A 14261-nucleotide genomic window follows, 5' to 3' on the forward strand; every position below is an offset into this window, starting at 1 on the left:
CCGCCCGGGTCACGATCACACACGTGGCCGAACGCGCCGGTGTCGACCGGGCTCTGGTGTCCCGGGTGGTGAACGAGGACCCCCGGCTCCGGATCCGGGACGAGACTCGCCGGCGGATCGTCGATGCCGTCGCCGAGCTCGGCTACACCCCCTCGCGCACGGCGCGCAATCTGCGGCTCTCCCGGACGGGGTCGGTCGGTCTGGTCGTACCGGAGCTGACCAACCCCGTCTGGGCCGCGCTCACCGAGGCGATGGAGGGCGCGGCCGACTCGCTCGGGCTCACCGTGCTGGTGGCCAGCGAGTCGTCCCGCCCGGGACGGACCGACCACTTCGTCCGGCTGCTCGACGAGCAGTTCCTCGACGGCTTGTTGCTCGCAGCGCCAGTCGATGCCACCGAGGCGGCCCGGATCAGTGATCGCAACGTGGTCTTCGTCAACCAGGTCCACGAACCGCCGGCCCGCTCAGTCGTCTTCGACGACGGTCTGGCCATCCGGATGGCCGTCGACGCTCTCGTCGAGCTGGGGCACATCGACATCGCCCACATCGGTGGGCCCCGAGAGCGCGACGCAACCCGGCGACGCGCCCAGGCATTCAGCGAGGCGGTCGAGCGATTGGGCCTACCCTTGCACCCGATCGTCATCGGTCCGCTGAGCATCGACGGGGGAGTGCACAGCGTCGACCAGGTGCTGGACGAGCATTCGCGCGTCACCGCTGTCGTTGTCGCAAACGTGCGATCCGCCGTCGGTGTGCTGCGCCGGTGCGCCCAACGAGGGGTTACGGTTCCCGACGAGCTGTCCGTCGTCTGCGTGCACGACAACGAGGTCGCCCAGGTGGTGTCGCCGCCGCTGACCGCCGTCGCGATGCCCGTGCATTCCCTGGGCGAACGCGCCTTGCAAGCGCTGGTCGGCCTGGACAGCGCGCGCCAGCCGGTCATCGTGCGGGACGGGATCGCGGTGACGGAACGGGGGTCGAGCGGCCCGCCCCGCGCCGGCCCGCCCCGCGCCGGGCCGCACCGCGGCGGGTGACCGGCGCCGTCGGCGGTCGCCCGGGTCCGTTCAGTCGAGGTGGCCGAGGTGAGCGGAGATGCGCCGGATGTCGTTCGCGCGGGCGAAGTCGACGATCTCCGAGTTCCTCTCCGACGTGCTGCCGGCCTGTCTCGGCGACCATCGGCCCGATCGTGCCGATCTCGGGTTCCATGCGCTCCGCCACTCCGGCGACGCTGATCGCTGAAATCGGCATCCCGGTGTGGTCACGGATCGCGGCCCCGCAACAGCTCGCCGGTGCTCGCGCGCAACGGCGGAGGAGCCTTGGTCAACGTGCTCTCTGCCGCCAGCTGGGTCATTGTCCCAACTGCCTACGCGGCTTCGAAGGCCGCGATGTGGTCGGCGAGCAACTCCCTGCGCATCGAGTTGCGGCCGCAGGGCACTCACGTCCTCGGCGTGCACCTCTTCCTCGCCGAGACCCCGATGACCGACGGGCTCGACCTGCCGATGATCCAAGCGAGCGGCGTGGTTGCGCAGACGTTCGACGGACTCGTCGTCGGGGCATGGAGAGGTGCTGACCGACGATGTCACGCGACGGCTGAAGGCCCAGCTCGGTGGCGACATCGAGGAGATGTACGCGACGCCACTCCTGCCGGGGCCTGGCTGTGCAACCCTGGTCGGGCCGCTACCCTCTGTTGATCGTGGAGTAGGGCTTGGAGCCCGGGCGCGGCGGTCGAGGTCGGTGGACCAGGGGTTGGCGCAGCGGCTGTCGCCGGCGAGGCCGCACACGGCGTCGAAGTCGGCGTGGTCCTGGTCGGGGACCCGGTGTAGGTGTGGGTGTAGGAAGCGTCAGCTGATCGGGTGGGTCCAGTTCGGCGAACAGGCCGACCGCGACGGGAGACGCACCCTCACAGGTGCGCCAGGAGCTGGTTGGCCGGTCCTCGGCCCGGAACAGCCCGACGTCTTGATCTCGCGGTACCCGCGGCACGAACCCCTTGCACTGGTACGGAGCCGATAATGCCAATTATGACAAACAGAACAGCAACTATTGCACCTGATGACCGAGCGCCCTCTCCCTCGCCGGGTGCGGAAGCCGGGCCGAGCAAGAGCGCTCCGAGTTCGCGAACGAACACCGCACGACGGATCTGTGGGAGCACCCGCTCATCGACTACCGCGCGAGCGCACAGCAGGCGGCGCAGCGCGTGACAGAGTGTGTGTGGTGAGCTTGCGGAAGATCAGCGCGACCCTCGGGAGCTGCTGACGGCGGGGACGACGCCGTCCAGCGTGGCGCGTCAGGTCGGCTACACGCAGATGTCGAACTTCAGCCGGGCCTCCGAGCTGACAGGCAGTGGACCTCGCGCAGCGCGGGACACAGGATCGCCGCCGCACAGGAGCAGCGGATCGACGAGGTGGCTGACGACGCCGATGTCCGGAAGCACACGATCCCGGTCGGCGCCGACCACCCTCGGACGGCGCATAGCGGTACGTCGTGCTGGCGCCGCGGGCCTCCGAGACGCAACCGATCTGCGGTGGCGCGCCCCTCGGGCCGGCGCACCCGGAACCGCGGGGAGGCCAGGAGATGCGGTGGATACAAGAACTGGTCACCGTGCGGTGAGGACCGCCCGAACTTGCAGGTCCGAGGGTTGCGCGGCAAGCGCTGAGCCTAGCCATCGGCTGTGGATCGAGCGGAAGTATCACTCGCCAACAAGCCAAGGCACCCTCGGCGACTTGACGCCGGTCGAGTTCGAGGCGAAGCTGACCGAGCCGCTCACACTCGTGACCTATCGCGAATCTGACATCAGCTCGTTCCTCACGCGCTCGCATGACGGCAATGAACTGGCTGTTGCAGTTCTACACATGGTGGCCATCTGACGATGGCCCTGCTCGTCAGAGTGGTATGGCATCGTAGTCGAAGAATGCCGCCCTCGGCAATATCTGCCTCTTTCGAAGATTCTGCTTGTCTGCGGAGCTCAAGCGCGCCACCTCCGCAGCATCATTCCAGTTGTCGCGGATCGCCGACACGAGATGATCGATGATGTCCCGACCCTCTGAACCGCTGAGCCCGTAGGTCTCCGACTCGCGCACCAGAGCCGCAAAGTTGGACACCTTCGCGCCGTGGTGCCCTCGTCCAAATGCCATCGCCTGCTCGAATGTGTCCCCGGACCTCTGCCCTGGCGCGAGGTCGTAGGCTGGGGTGAGCTCCAAGTACCTCCCGTTCCAGAACGCGGCGTGGTTCCGGGCATGGTCATCGTTGTTGCTGATGGCAATGTTCATCGCGATGCGCCGGAACAGGTCCGGGCCGGGCTGAGTCGCGTCCTCCGCGTACATGCGAAGCACATCGAGGATCTGCGGGTAGGACACGTACCGGGCGTACATCTCGTCAGTCTGGGCCATTGTCAGGCCAGATACGACGTGGTGTCTCCCGCCGGTTCCGTCTCGATCGAATCGCCTGACGAGAAGGACTTCTTTTCCCAAGGATGAGACGACTTTGCTCTCGGGGACATCGATTCCCGCCCTGCGCGCAAGCTCAAGCATCGCGCCTTCAGCGTTCACGACTGAGAACACGCGATCATCTGAGGACGCGAACTTCGCGAGCCACTCACTCCCATCTTCATCGGTGAGAGTCGCCTTTGGCCGTGCGCCTCCGAGGCTTGTGCCATGTATCAGCGCCGCGTCGAGGCTTGCCGACAGCTCCTCCCCACCCTCATCGAGGATGATGGCCGCCTTGTGCAGCTCATCGAGGGTCGCCGAGTCATCCCGCGGTACGTAGTTCTCACTACTGGCCTGGAAGTCCAGTGCTCCGAAGCGATTCGAGCTAGAACTTAGCATGTAGTCGATCTCGCTGAGAGAGTTCGGGGTGGCACCTCTTCGGCGTTCTATGACACCCCGACCCCATCTGTCGGGACTCCCGTCCCTGAGGGCGCCCGCGATGGTCAGCCCGTCTGCCGGCTCCTGTATGCCGGGGCGCAGCGGAAGTTCCGGGGCGAACAGACTGATGGCATCCGGCCGCGATCGGTACCTCAGCGCGTAGATGAAGGTAACGAGCGACCCAGCCTGCTCCACCCGCCCGGCCAGGACAGGCTCCTTCTGGTTCGGTGGCCACGTCCAGACATAGAGCTCCTCAGAAGTCGTCATCGATGGTTCCTCCCGTGGGCCTGCGAACACGGCTGGGGAGTAGAGCGAGCATCTCCTCGCCGCGCTGGCGACGGATCGCGAGTTCGGCGCGGTCCTCGATGCCGAAGATGGGCACGCCGACGAGGTCTGCCAGATCCAGCATCGTGCCGACCGCGGTGCCACGATGACCGGACTCCGCTGAGAGCACGGTCTGCTCCGAGACATTCGCGCGACCAGCGAGGTCCTTGGCCGTCCAGGCTCGGTCGAGCCGACCGCGCCTGATGAGTTGACCCCACACGCTGAGGGCATCCTGCACGTGCGGCCGCAGCGGTACAGATCGCTTCGCCATGGTTGACCTCGTTAAAACGTGACTTAACTGCCCAGAGACATGTTTTATCATAGCGGCGGGGTTGGGGCGCTCTTGCCGAACCAGCCCCGAGGTTTGGAGCAGGTCCGCTCGATCCCTCCGCGCCGTGGCCTGGGAACGTGCCAACCTGTCGCCCGAAGACGCCGACCGGCTGGTGACGTTCACACTCGACGGCCTCCGGCGCGGCTGAAATACTGGCGGTGTTACATGACTGTCCAGGCGGAGGTCGCGGCCGTGATCGACCGGCCGTAGTGCCGCGCCGACAGCGAGCAAGTGCCAGCGCAGCGGCGTTCGTCCGTGGCAAGCCGGAGAGCGCGGCGATCTGGACCGAGCTGATCAAGACCTGATGGAGGGCGCCGCCAGCGCGGTGTGCCTGTCTCCAGCCGGATTCCGGTGCTGTCCTCTCGCGGGCCACTTCGACACGGCGTCGGATTGCACTGGTACTTGCCTGCCAGTGGACGGGGTGGGGCGGGCTCCCAGCGACGACCTCCTGTCCAGCAGACGCCGGTGGGCCGTCGCGTTCAGCGAGGCCAGCTGCTGGCCGACGGGCCCGGCGATCGTGCGGCTGTACCCAGTCTCGCTGAATGGTTTCCGGCGACACCAGGGCGAGATGCGTGCCATCACGGCCCGGCTCCGGCCCTGAGTCCCCCACCCGCCGTCGCGTCGCCAGGATTCTGGGCGACAGGGGCGTTGATCACACTGGATCATTCCCGCCTGATCGGCCACGACGAGGACAGAATCATGGCCAGCACATCCTCGACCATCACCGTGGCCGATCTTCACGCCTGGGTGCGCGCCGTCGTCGAGCACGCGTCCACCTACAGCGGACTGGCCGACCTGCTCGTGGCCGCCGACGCCGGGTCGGAACTGCACGACGACTGCGCACGGATCACGGCGATCGGGGAAGCGCCTGTCGCCGGGGCGCGCACCGCCGGAGCAGTGCGCGCCGATCTCCGCGGCGAGGACGTCTTCGCGCTGACGAACGCGGCGTCCTGGGCACGTGCCGGCCTGTAGCCCGAGAACGCCGACCGGCTAATGACGTTCACGCCCGACGGCTTCCGGCGCGGCGAGGACTCCTGACCCGCCACCACCGAGACCGTCCGAGCAGGGGTCGCGGCCGTGATCGACCGCCTGTGGTTCCGTGCTCGAGAGTGAACAAGCGCCCGGACAGCGTCACGGTTCGGCCTCCGGCTCGGAGCTTCCTGCCCGCCGTCCCGTCGCCCGGAGTCCTGGCGACGGGACGGTCGGGGTCAGACCGCGGCCGGGAGCTCCGCCCGCGTCCAGTCGTTGATGAGCTCGAGGCCGCTGCGCTCGAACAGCTGCGTCACCGGGCACCGGCGGGCGGTCTCGGAGATCAGCCGGGCGAACTGTTCCTCGGTGGCGTCGGTCTCGACCGTCGCGCGGACCTCGACCCGGTCGAAGTTGGCGTTGCCGGCGGCGCCGCCGACCAGGACTGCGGTGTCCAGGTCGCCCTGGGCATCGAAGGTCCAGCGGCCGAGCCGGATACCCAGGTCCTTGGCCACCAGGCTCACGGCGACCTGGTTGCACGAGGTGAGCGCCCCGAGCGCGTAGAACAGCGGGCTCGGCGCGGAGTCGGCGCCGCCGAAGGCGGGATAGGCGTCGGTCAGGAACTCGTGGCCGGCGTCGCCGGCCACGGTCAGGGTCGGGAGCACGCCGCTGCCCTCGCCGTGCAGGGCGAACGGGACGACGGTCTCCTTGGGCTGGATGGCCATGAGTGCTCCCCTCGGACGGCTGCCGGCACCGTCGGCGGCGCTCCCGCGCGACGTGCCCGGGGGACACCCGACGGCGCGAACCTCGGGAGTGGGAAAGGCTGACGGGATGCGGTCTGACTGGGCCCGCGCTCAGAAAGCGGCCGAGCGGCGACAGCCGCTCGCCGTGACGCGGACGAGGTCGACGTGCATCCTGCGCACGAGAACCGATGCCGCCGGGGTCACGGAACGATCCTCACACACCTCCTGCCGCCCGGCCACCGTTCGCGACGTGGGGAGCGGCGGGCGGGACGGGTCCAGCGTGATGGGCTCCGACGTGTTTCCCCCGTATCGCCGTCGGCCCCTCGGCCAGGAGTGAGCGGATGATCTCGTCGTGCTCGGTTGCGCCGGTGTCCGCCTCTTCGATATTGGGCGTACCACCGCCGACGTACAGATGATGTCCGAGCAGCCCCGCGAGTTGGGGATACTCGAGATCGTTCCGCGCGAGCACCTGCCGGCTGATCTCGGGTGGTGACACACGAGGGAGAACGACGGGTGGGACCGGTGCCGGGAGCCGCACCCGCGGACGTCACGCAGCGTGCAGCGTGGTGCGGCCTCCCGCGCACACGCTGTCGAAGGTCGCCTCGTGCTGGGCGACCTCCCACGCGGCCGCCCCACGGGCCCCGCCCGTCCGTGTGGGCCGCAGGACGTTGTGCACATGCACCCTGTCCCGGACCCGCCGGAACCGGAGCAGGTCCGGCGACGCCGTGCCGTTGGCGAGGACCAGGCGGGCCGCTCCCTCGTCCCAGAGGATCACTGAGCACTCCTCGCCGAGACGGCCGACGAAGCCCTCCCCCCACGCCGTGTACGCCGAGATCGCGACCTCCGCGGAGTTCCGGCACGCGGCCCCGAACCCGAGTGCCCGCAGGTCCGACACGGAGCCGTCGTGTATCCGGCCCAGGACCACCGCGGCGGTGCTGCTGCCGTCGACCTCGAGGACGGCGCGGTGGACCCGGTCGCCCGACACGGGCTCCCCGACCGAGTAGAGGACCGACCGTCGTGACGTCCAGAGCGTGGTGCCCAACGGGCTCGCCTCGGGGAACGAGCCCACGAGCGACGGGTGGTCGAGACTGCCCGGGAAGTGGAATACCCCACTGAGAACCGACACGGGACACTCCGGTGATCGGGTGGCGGACCGGCGGCGGGCCGGATCCGTTCGACGGTTCCAGGATCCGACGGCGGCCCCGGCGGGTTCAACGTCCCGGACGTCAGGGTCGTGTCAACTCCCCCGGGGCCACCGACGACGGCGCCCCCGGCCCTGTCGGACCGGGGGCGTCGCGGGTGCGTGGCGCGCGACGTCAGGCCGCGGCCGCCGCCCGGTCGCGGAGCGGGGCGAGCGCGTCGGACCAGGCCACGACCTCGTCGAGGAGCTCGCCGACGGTCTCGTCGTGGTGCGGCCCGGCCTCCAGCACGCCGGTCTCGGTCGGGTCCTCGATCCGGAAGTCGGTGAACAGGCCCAGCGCGACCTGGCTGCGGACGCCCGGGACCTTGACCTCGGCGAACACCTGGCGCAGGTGCTCGGCGGCACGGACGCCGCCGTGCACCCCGTAGCTGACGAAGCCCGCGGCCTTGTTATTCCACTCCGCGTACAGGTGGTCGATCGCGTTCTTCAGGACCGCCGGGATTCCGTGGTTGTACTCCGGCGTGACCACGACGAAGCCGTCGAACCCGGCCACGGTCTCGGCCCACCGCCGGGTGGGCTCCTGCTGGTACTGGCCGAACAGCGGCGGCAGCGGCTCGTTGAGCAGCGGGAGCTCGACGTCCGCGAGGTCGACGATCTCGTAGGTCGCCGCGCCGGAGAGCGCGGTCGCGTGCGCCTCGGCCTTCTCCTTGATCCAGCGGGCGACGAGCTCCCCACGCCGGCCGGGCCGGGTGCTCCCGATGACGATGGCGATCCGGGTCATGTCTGTGCTCCTGAGTCTCGGTGCGCTCGGTTCTCGGTGCGGTTGCCGGCGTCGCGCGCCCGTAGTGCAGCCTCTAGGCACACGGACCACGCTGCAACGCGTACTGCAGTAAGGTACCACGTGCATTGCATTGGAGGGACCATGGTCAACATCAGTCGCGGCGGCGGCCGTCGGGCCGGAGGGCTCATGGACAAGCGCCGGGCGATCATGTCCGGCGCGCTCGGCGTCTTCGCCCGGGACGGGTACGCGCGGGCCAGCATCGACGCCATCTCGTCGGCCGCCGCGGTGTCGACCCGCACGATCTACAACCACTTCGCCGACAAGGAGGAGCTGTTCCGGACCGTGATCCGGGAGAGCTCCGCCCAGGTCGCCGAGGCCCAGTTCGAGATCATCGAGCGGCACCTCGAGGTCGACGGACCGGCCGGCCTCGAGGAGGCGCTCGTCGCGTTCGGGCTGGAGTGGGCGACACCGACGCCCGAGTACGCCGACCACTACGCGCTCGTCCGGCAGATCAACGCCGAGATCGAGCACATCCCGAAGGAGACGGTCCGCACGTGGCAGCGCACCGGCCCGCATCGGGTCATGCGCGACCTCGCCTACCGGCTGGGCCGGCTCGCCGAGCGAGGTCTGCTGGATGTCGACGATCCCGACCGGGCCGCCCTGCACCTGGCTCTTCTGGTGTCGACGACTTCACCCGCCTATCTGGCCACGACGCTGTCGCCGGCCGAGGTCGAGATGATGGTGCGCGCCGGGGTGCGGACGTTCCTGCACGGGCACGCGCCGGATCAGGGCCGCCCCATGCGGTAGCCGACCCCGCGGACCGTCTCGATCCACGCCGCGTCACCCAGCTTGTTGCGGACCGAGTTGACGTGCGTGTCGATCGTGCGCCGGGAGTACGAGCCGTCCCACACCTCGCGCAGCAGGCGGGACCGCGACACCACCCCGCCGCCGGCCCGCACGAGCATGTGCAGCATGTCGAACTCCTTGCGGGACAGTTCGACCTCGGCATCCCCGACGCGGACCCGGCGCTCGACGGGATCGAGGGACAGCCCGCCGGTCCCGGCGCCGATCGGCGGCGCACCCGACCGGAACCTGCGCAGCACGGCATCGATGCGGGCCCGCAGCTCGTACAGCCCGACCGGACGCACCACACAGTCGTCGGCCCCCGCCTGCAACCCGAGCACCCGGTCGACCTCCTCGGGACGCGCCGTCATCGCGATAATCGGGATGCCTGACAGGGCGACCAGGGAACGGCACAGGTCGAACCCGGCCCGGTCCGGGAGGTCGAGGTCAAGCAGCACGATGTCGACCTCGCTGTAGCGGTGCAGCGCCTCGATCGCCGATGCGGTGACCGCCGACCGGATCTCGTGCCGGCCGAGCTCCTGCGCCAAGTGGGCGGCGCGTTCGGTGTCCGGGTCGACCACCAGCACGCGCCGGCCGGCGACAGCCGTCGCCCCACCGAGCGGGACGCGCGCCGTCCACCGCCCGGAGATCGCCGGTTCGTCGGGTGCGGAATGGGATGCGTGGCACCGGTCGCACGCCGCCCCCACTTCGGCAGGTTCATTGTTCACGAGCGTGCTGCGCATTGTGAGTCGCCCCCCGGCTGATCAACCGTCGAGTGCACTCCGTCGGGCCACTGCATTCAACGGTAAACGACTGACGGAGCGATGACAACAAAGTTGTTCCGACTCACACAAGCCAAATCCAGCCGGAGTCCGGACCTCCCCTGCGCGAATCAAGTTAATGCCGGTCGACCGGCTTCTCCCAGTCCTCCTCGCGCGGATCCACGCGTCGCCGCACGATGCCGTCGTCGCGCGGTCCGGGCGGCGGGAACCGGAACGTGTCGAAGTCCGTAGTCTCCCGGAAGGCCGGATGTCCGTACAGGTCGCGGGCGTAGTCCCACAGATTCGGGAAGTCGGCGAGGCCCCGTTCGCTGATCCCGCATGCTGGGTTGTAGGCGAGATCGAAACGCGCGAGCGTCGTCCAGAGACGGATATCCGAACCGGTCACCGAGGAACCGAAGAGAAAACGGCTGCGGGACAGCCGGCCGTCGAGCAGCTCGAACGCACCGACGACCTTTCCCGACCACGTGTCGTAATCGGACTGGGTGACCGCCCCGTCCGCCCGGTAGACGCCGTCGTTGACGTTCTCGTAGAGGTAGGAATCCATTGCGGACAACTCGTCCGCGAGATCCGCCGGGTAGAGGACCACGGCCGGATCGCTCCATCTCCGGAACGCGTGGTCGAGGTCCACCAGGAGGTCCGACGGGTCGTTGCTGACGATCGTCCGCCGGTGGCGGTCCCACAGCACCGGCGTCGAGACATGTCCGGACCATCCGGGCGCCGTCGCCTCGTAGGCCTCCCGCAGCAGCAGGAACCCGTTCACCGGGTCGGCCCCCCGGCGTTCGCGGAACGCCCAGCCCCGGGCGTCCCGGCGGTCGTCGACGTAGCTCAGGGTCAGCACCCGCTCGAGTCCCAGGAGACGGCGCGCGATCGCGATGCGCTGCGCCCACCCGCAGCCCCACGACAGGTACAGGTGGTAGCGGCCGGGCTCGGCCCGGAATCCCCCCGCGCCGGCGGTCAGCCGGCCGCGGAACGGCGCCGCCGCCCGGCACCACCCCGACGGTCCCTGGTTGCCGCCGTGGCCGTAGGGACCGAACCGCTCGACGTCGACCGGGCTCGCGTAGCGCGGGACCCGGCCCGATCCGGAGTCCGCGACGCCGGTGCCGGTGGTCACCGGGCGCCCACCGCGACGCGCACGGCCGGAGCGATCTCCTCCGCCCAGCGGCCCAGCGCGATGTCGTCGCTCGTCGCGTCGGAGACGTGCAGCACGAAGCCGGCAGCGCCGTGCTCCAGCACCGCGGTGGTCAGCTCCTCGATCCACTGGTCCACCGAGCCCGCGATCCACCGGCCGTCGTCGTCCCGGGTCTCGGTCACCGGCCGGTCGGCGATCCGGGCGAGGACGTTGAACACGGTGCGGATCTCGGCGGGCGCACGGCCCACCCCGGCGGCGGCCTCGTCGATCACCGGCCGGGACCGGCGGTAGAGCGGGCTCACCCAGTCCGCGGCGTGCCCGGGGATCCACCCGTCCGCGTGCCGGCCGGTGACCTGCAGGGACCGGTGCCCGACCGAGCCCGTCCACACCGGTGGCGCGGCCACCGGGGCGGGGTCGATGCCGGTGATCGACGTCGACACACCCTCGAACGTCACCGGGTCTCCCCCACCGGACAGCTGCCGCAGCACGACGATCGCCTCCTCCAGCGCGGCCACCGCGTTCGACGGCGGCAGCGCCGGACCGCCCATCCGCGCGATGTCCCCGGGTGACCCGCCCGCGCCGAGCCCGAGCACCACCCGGCCGCCGGAGAGCGCGGACAGCGAGGTGACGGTGCGGGCGAGCAGCGGGGTCGGGCGCAGCGGGAGGTTGGTGACGCTGACCGCGGTCGTGATCTGCCCGGTCGCACCCAGGACCACGCCGAGCGTGGCGTACGCGTCGAGCTTCGCGCCGACGTAGGGATGGTCGGACACGGTCAGCAGGTCCAGCCCGGCCCGGTCCGCGCGCACGGCGACGCGCAGCAGGTCGGCGGCCCGGTCGACGCCCGAGCGCCACGGGCTGAAACCGAAGATCGGCGCCTTCGCGGATGTGGTCGGTGTGCTCATCGGGGACTCCGGTTCGTCGGTGGGAGCGGCGGTTCAGCGGTGCGCGGGGGCGGGTCGCGGGGCGACGGGGTCGAGCTCGTCGAGCAGCTCGTCGGGCACCGTGACCGCGGCGCCGGCGACCAGCTCGTCGATCCGCTCCGGCGTCGTGGTGCCGAACACCGGGGCGACCGGCACGCCCCAGTGCCGGGAGCGCGCGGAGATCCAGGCGTGGGTGATCGCGGCCGGGGGCAGCGAGAGCCGGGCGGCGAGCGCGCGCACCCGGCCGGGCAGCCCCGGGTCGCCGGGGAAGGTCGTGTCGAACTCGGCGTCGCGCGAGTCGTCGGTGGCGCTGAGCGTGCCCTGGGCCTGCGGCGACCAGGGCACGACGCCGATCCCGAGCTCGGCGCACACCGGGACGACCTCCTCGACCTCGCGCGCGGCGACCGACCACTGCGACTGCAGCGCGGTGACCGGGTGCACGGAATGCGCGGCGCGCAGCTCCTGCCCGGTGACCTCGGACAGCCCGATGTGCCGCACCTTCCCGGCGGCGACGAGCTCGGCCATGGCGCCGACCGACTCCTCGATCGGCACCTCCGGGTCGCGGCGGTGCAGGTAGTAGAGGTCGATCACGTCGACGCCGAGCCGGCGCAGGCTGGCCTCGCACGCCGGACGTGCGTACGCGGCGTCCCCCCGCAGCGAGAACTCGTCGCCGTCGCCGCGGACGACCCCGAACTTGGTCGCGAGCTGGACCTCGTCGCGGCGCCCGGCGATCGCCGCACCCACGATCTCCTCGTTCACGCCGCGGACGTACATGTCCGCGGTGTCGAGGAACGTGACGCCCGCGTCGAGGGCCCGGCGGATCGTGCGGTGGGCCCGTTCGGCCTCACCCGCGACCCCCTGCAACCCCATGCGCATGCATCCGAGGCCGACGACGGGGACCTCGAGGCCGGCGCCGGGCCGGCCCAGGACGGTGCTCTTCACAGGTGACTCTCCTCCTCGGTGGGGACGACCGCCGGCCGGGCCCGGCTGGTCAGGTACAGCACGGCGGCGCCGGCGAGGACGCACAGCCCCGCGACGAGCCCGAGTCCGACCCGCCATGCCGCCGTGTACTGCTCGGCGAGGTACCCGGCGTCGCCGCCGGACAGGTCGCCCAGGGCGACCCGGCCGGCGAGCTCCCGGTCACCGGTCCCTGCCTGCACGACGGTGACGAGCACGGCACCGAACACCGCGAGCGCCACCGTGTTGGCGGCGCTGCGCATCGTGTTGAGCAGGCCGGACGCCATGCCGACGCGGTCGGCGTCGACGAGGTCCAGGGCCTGCGCGTCGATCAGGCCGACGGCCGCCCCGTTGCCCAGCCCGAGCAGCAGCAGCGGTCCGGCCAGGGTGAGGACCGCTCCGCCGGGCGACAGGCCGACGAGCCACGCGTTGCCGGCCGCCAGACAGCCGACCGCGATGCCGACGACGACCCGCGCGGGCACCCCGCGGGCGACGACCTGCCCGGCCAGCGGCGGTACGAGCAGCACCGGCACGGTCATCACCAGCATGAGGGCCCCGGCCTCCTGAGCGGACAGCCCGCCTGCCCCCTGCAGCCAGGTCGGCAGGTAGACCAGGACCCCGACCGTGCCGAAGGCGAGCGTGACGGCGGCCAGCAGCCAGCCGACGAACCGGCGGTCGCCGACCAGGCCGAGATCCAGGACCGGGTCCGCAACGCGCCGCTGCACCACCGCGAAGGCGACCAGCAGCAGCGCGCCCACGCCGGCCGAGGCCAGCACGACCGGGTCGCCCCACCCGGCCTGCGAGACGCGGTTGACGCCGAACATCAGCCCGACCATCCCGGTGACGAACAGCAGCGTCCCGGTCAGGTCGAACCGCGGACGGACCGACGCCGTGGACTCCCGCATCGCCGGGGTCCCGGCCAGCACGACGAGCCCCGCCGCGGCGAACACCGCGAACATCGCCCGCCAGCCGAACGTCCCGACCAGCCAGCCGGCGACGGTCGGCCCGAACGCCAGGCCGGTCCCGACGACCGCACCGACGGCACCGAACGCGCGGGTCCGGGCCGGTCCGGTGAAGGTGCTCGCCAGGATCGCGCCGCCGCAGGCCAGCACGGCCGCGGCTCCGACGCCCGACAGCGTCCGGGCGGTGTCGAGCAGCAGGACGTCGCCGGACAGCGCCGCTCCCAGCGTGCTCAGCGTCCAGACGACGACGCCCGCCGCGAAGACCAGCCGGCGCCCGACCCGGTCCCCGAGCGAGCCCGCGACGAGCATCAGGCAGGTGGCGGCGAGGAAGTAGCCGGTCACGACCCACTGCAGGGCCGCGCCGCTGCCGCCGAGCTCGGCGGAGATCTCCGGCAGCGCCACGCTCGTCCCGGACATGGCCATCGGGACGACGAGGAACCCGATCAGCACCCCGCCGAGCGTGAGCGCGGTGCGGACCGGGCCACCCGGGGTGTCACTGACTCGTTCGGAAGCACTCACGGCACCATAGTA

General features: G+C 70.8%; 16 protein-coding genes. 6 read left to right on the forward strand and 10 right to left on the reverse strand.

Annotated features, from left to right (window positions below; genetic code table 11):
* Positions 1–23: 23 nt before the first annotated feature.
* The 4 genes from WIS52_RS20115 (at position 24) to WIS52_RS20125 (ending at position 2855) form a co-directional block, all read left to right on the forward strand.
* The gene (locus tag WIS52_RS20115) at positions 24–1025 is read left to right on the forward strand and encodes a LacI family DNA-binding transcriptional regulator (RefSeq protein WP_349299846.1); all 1002 of its coding nucleotides are present in this window, start codon (positions 24–26) and stop codon (positions 1023–1025) included.
* A gap of 58 nt (positions 1026–1083) precedes the next feature.
* Positions 1084–1230 carry a hypothetical protein gene (locus WIS52_RS20120; RefSeq protein WP_349299847.1) on the forward strand — a complete coding sequence of 49 codons (147 nt, stop codon included), beginning with the start codon at positions 1084–1086 and terminating at the stop codon, positions 1228–1230.
* Between the two features lie 50 nt (positions 1231–1280).
* Complete coding sequence (locus WIS52_RS31755) at positions 1281–1682, forward strand: SDR family NAD(P)-dependent oxidoreductase (protein WP_379610687.1); 402 nt, start codon at positions 1281–1283, stop codon at positions 1680–1682.
* Between the two features lie 1029 nt (positions 1683–2711).
* Positions 2712–2855 carry a hypothetical protein gene (locus tag WIS52_RS20125; protein WP_349299848.1) on the forward strand — a complete coding sequence of 48 codons (144 nt, stop codon included), beginning with the start codon at positions 2712–2714 and terminating at the stop codon, positions 2853–2855.
* 15 nt (positions 2856–2870) lie between these two features.
* On the opposite strand, the gene WIS52_RS20130 is transcribed toward WIS52_RS20125, so the two are convergent.
* Together WIS52_RS20130 and WIS52_RS20135 are read right to left on the reverse strand one after the other, a co-directional pair.
* Complete coding sequence (locus WIS52_RS20130) at positions 2871–4118, reverse strand: type II toxin-antitoxin system HipA family toxin (protein WP_349299849.1); 1248 nt, start codon at positions 4116–4118, stop codon at positions 2871–2873.
* Complete coding sequence (locus WIS52_RS20135; RefSeq protein ID WP_349299850.1) at positions 4105–4446, reverse strand: helix-turn-helix transcriptional regulator; 342 nt, start codon at positions 4444–4446, stop codon at positions 4105–4107. The genes WIS52_RS20130 and WIS52_RS20135 overlap by 14 nt, the downstream gene beginning before the upstream one ends.
* 759 nt (positions 4447–5205) lie before the next feature.
* Between WIS52_RS20135 and WIS52_RS20140 the strand changes: the two genes are divergently transcribed.
* A complete protein-coding gene (locus tag WIS52_RS20140) occupies positions 5206–5478 on the forward strand; it encodes an SbtR family transcriptional regulator (protein WP_349299851.1) in 273 nt (90 codons plus the stop codon).
* 236 nt (positions 5479–5714) lie between these two features.
* On the opposite strand, the gene WIS52_RS20145 is transcribed toward WIS52_RS20140, so the two are convergent.
* The 3 genes from WIS52_RS20145 to WIS52_RS20155 form a co-directional block, all read right to left on the reverse strand.
* Positions 5715–6197, reverse strand: a complete 483-nt coding sequence (locus tag WIS52_RS20145; protein ID WP_349299852.1) for an OsmC family protein — start codon at positions 6195–6197, stop codon at positions 5715–5717.
* A gap of 565 nt (positions 6198–6762) precedes the next feature.
* Positions 6763–7341, reverse strand: a complete 579-nt coding sequence (locus WIS52_RS20150; protein WP_349299853.1) for a class II glutamine amidotransferase domain-containing protein — start codon at positions 7339–7341, stop codon at positions 6763–6765.
* A 190-nt stretch (positions 7342–7531) separates the two neighbouring features.
* Entirely contained in the window at positions 7532–8137 is a 606-nt protein-coding gene (locus WIS52_RS20155; RefSeq protein WP_349299854.1) for an NADPH-dependent FMN reductase, read from the reverse strand.
* A gap of 141 nt (positions 8138–8278) precedes the next feature.
* Here WIS52_RS20155 and WIS52_RS20160 point away from each other — a divergent pair, with 141 nt between their 5' ends.
* Positions 8279–8944, forward strand: coding sequence for a TetR/AcrR family transcriptional regulator (locus WIS52_RS20160; protein ID WP_349299855.1), 666 nt, complete (start codon positions 8279–8281; stop codon positions 8942–8944).
* Here WIS52_RS20160 and WIS52_RS20165 read toward each other — a convergent pair.
* From WIS52_RS20165 to WIS52_RS20185, 5 genes are all read right to left on the reverse strand, one after another.
* Positions 8923–9567 (reverse strand): response regulator transcription factor, encoded by a 645-nt coding sequence (locus tag WIS52_RS20165; RefSeq protein WP_349299856.1) that lies wholly within the window; start codon positions 9565–9567, stop codon positions 8923–8925. The genes WIS52_RS20160 and WIS52_RS20165 overlap by 22 nt on opposite strands.
* Before the next feature lie 310 nt (positions 9568–9877).
* Positions 9878–10873: a glutathione S-transferase C-terminal domain-containing protein gene (locus tag WIS52_RS20170; RefSeq protein ID WP_349299857.1), complete on the reverse strand. Its 996-nt coding sequence runs from the start codon at positions 10871–10873 to the stop codon at positions 9878–9880.
* Positions 10870–11793 (reverse strand): LLM class flavin-dependent oxidoreductase, encoded by a 924-nt coding sequence (locus WIS52_RS20175; RefSeq protein WP_349299858.1) that lies wholly within the window; start codon positions 11791–11793, stop codon positions 10870–10872. The genes WIS52_RS20170 and WIS52_RS20175 overlap by 4 nt, the downstream gene beginning before the upstream one ends.
* A gap of 33 nt (positions 11794–11826) precedes the next feature.
* Positions 11827–12753, reverse strand: a complete 927-nt coding sequence (locus WIS52_RS20180; RefSeq protein ID WP_349299859.1) for an aldo/keto reductase — start codon at positions 12751–12753, stop codon at positions 11827–11829.
* A complete protein-coding gene (locus tag WIS52_RS20185; protein ID WP_349299860.1) occupies positions 12750–14249 on the reverse strand; it encodes an MFS transporter in 1500 nt (499 codons plus the stop codon). The genes WIS52_RS20180 and WIS52_RS20185 overlap by 4 nt, the downstream gene beginning before the upstream one ends.
* Between the last annotated feature and the right edge of the window lie 12 nt (positions 14250–14261).

Origin of the sequence: Pseudonocardia nematodicida (assembly GCF_040105385.1) — a bacterium.
GTDB lineage: Bacteria > Actinomycetota > Actinomycetes > Mycobacteriales > Pseudonocardiaceae > Pseudonocardia > Pseudonocardia nematodicida.

Excerpts from the sequence above, each read along its gene's own strand:
- WIS52_RS20120 (WP_349299847.1), top strand. The coding sequence starts at position 1,084 with ATGCGCCGGATGTCGTTCGCGCGGGCGAAGTCGACGATCTCCGAGTTC.
- WIS52_RS20160 (WP_349299855.1), top strand. The coding sequence starts at position 8,279 with ATGGTCAACATCAGTCGCGGCGGCGGCCGTCGGGCCGGAGGGCTCATG.
- WIS52_RS20175 (WP_349299858.1), bottom strand. The coding sequence starts at position 11,793 with ATGAGCACACCGACCACATCCGCGAAGGCGCCGATCTTCGGTTTCAGC.
- WIS52_RS20140 (WP_349299851.1), top strand. The coding sequence starts at position 5,206 with ATGGCCAGCACATCCTCGACCATCACCGTGGCCGATCTTCACGCCTGG.
- WIS52_RS20145 (WP_349299852.1), bottom strand. The coding sequence starts at position 6,197 with ATGGCCATCCAGCCCAAGGAGACCGTCGTCCCGTTCGCCCTGCACGGC.
- WIS52_RS20135 (WP_349299850.1), bottom strand. The coding sequence starts at position 4,446 with ATGGCGAAGCGATCTGTACCGCTGCGGCCGCACGTGCAGGATGCCCTC.
- WIS52_RS20130 (WP_349299849.1), bottom strand. The coding sequence starts at position 4,118 with ATGACGACTTCTGAGGAGCTCTATGTCTGGACGTGGCCACCGAACCAG.
- WIS52_RS20155 (WP_349299854.1), bottom strand. The coding sequence starts at position 8,137 with ATGACCCGGATCGCCATCGTCATCGGGAGCACCCGGCCCGGCCGGCGT.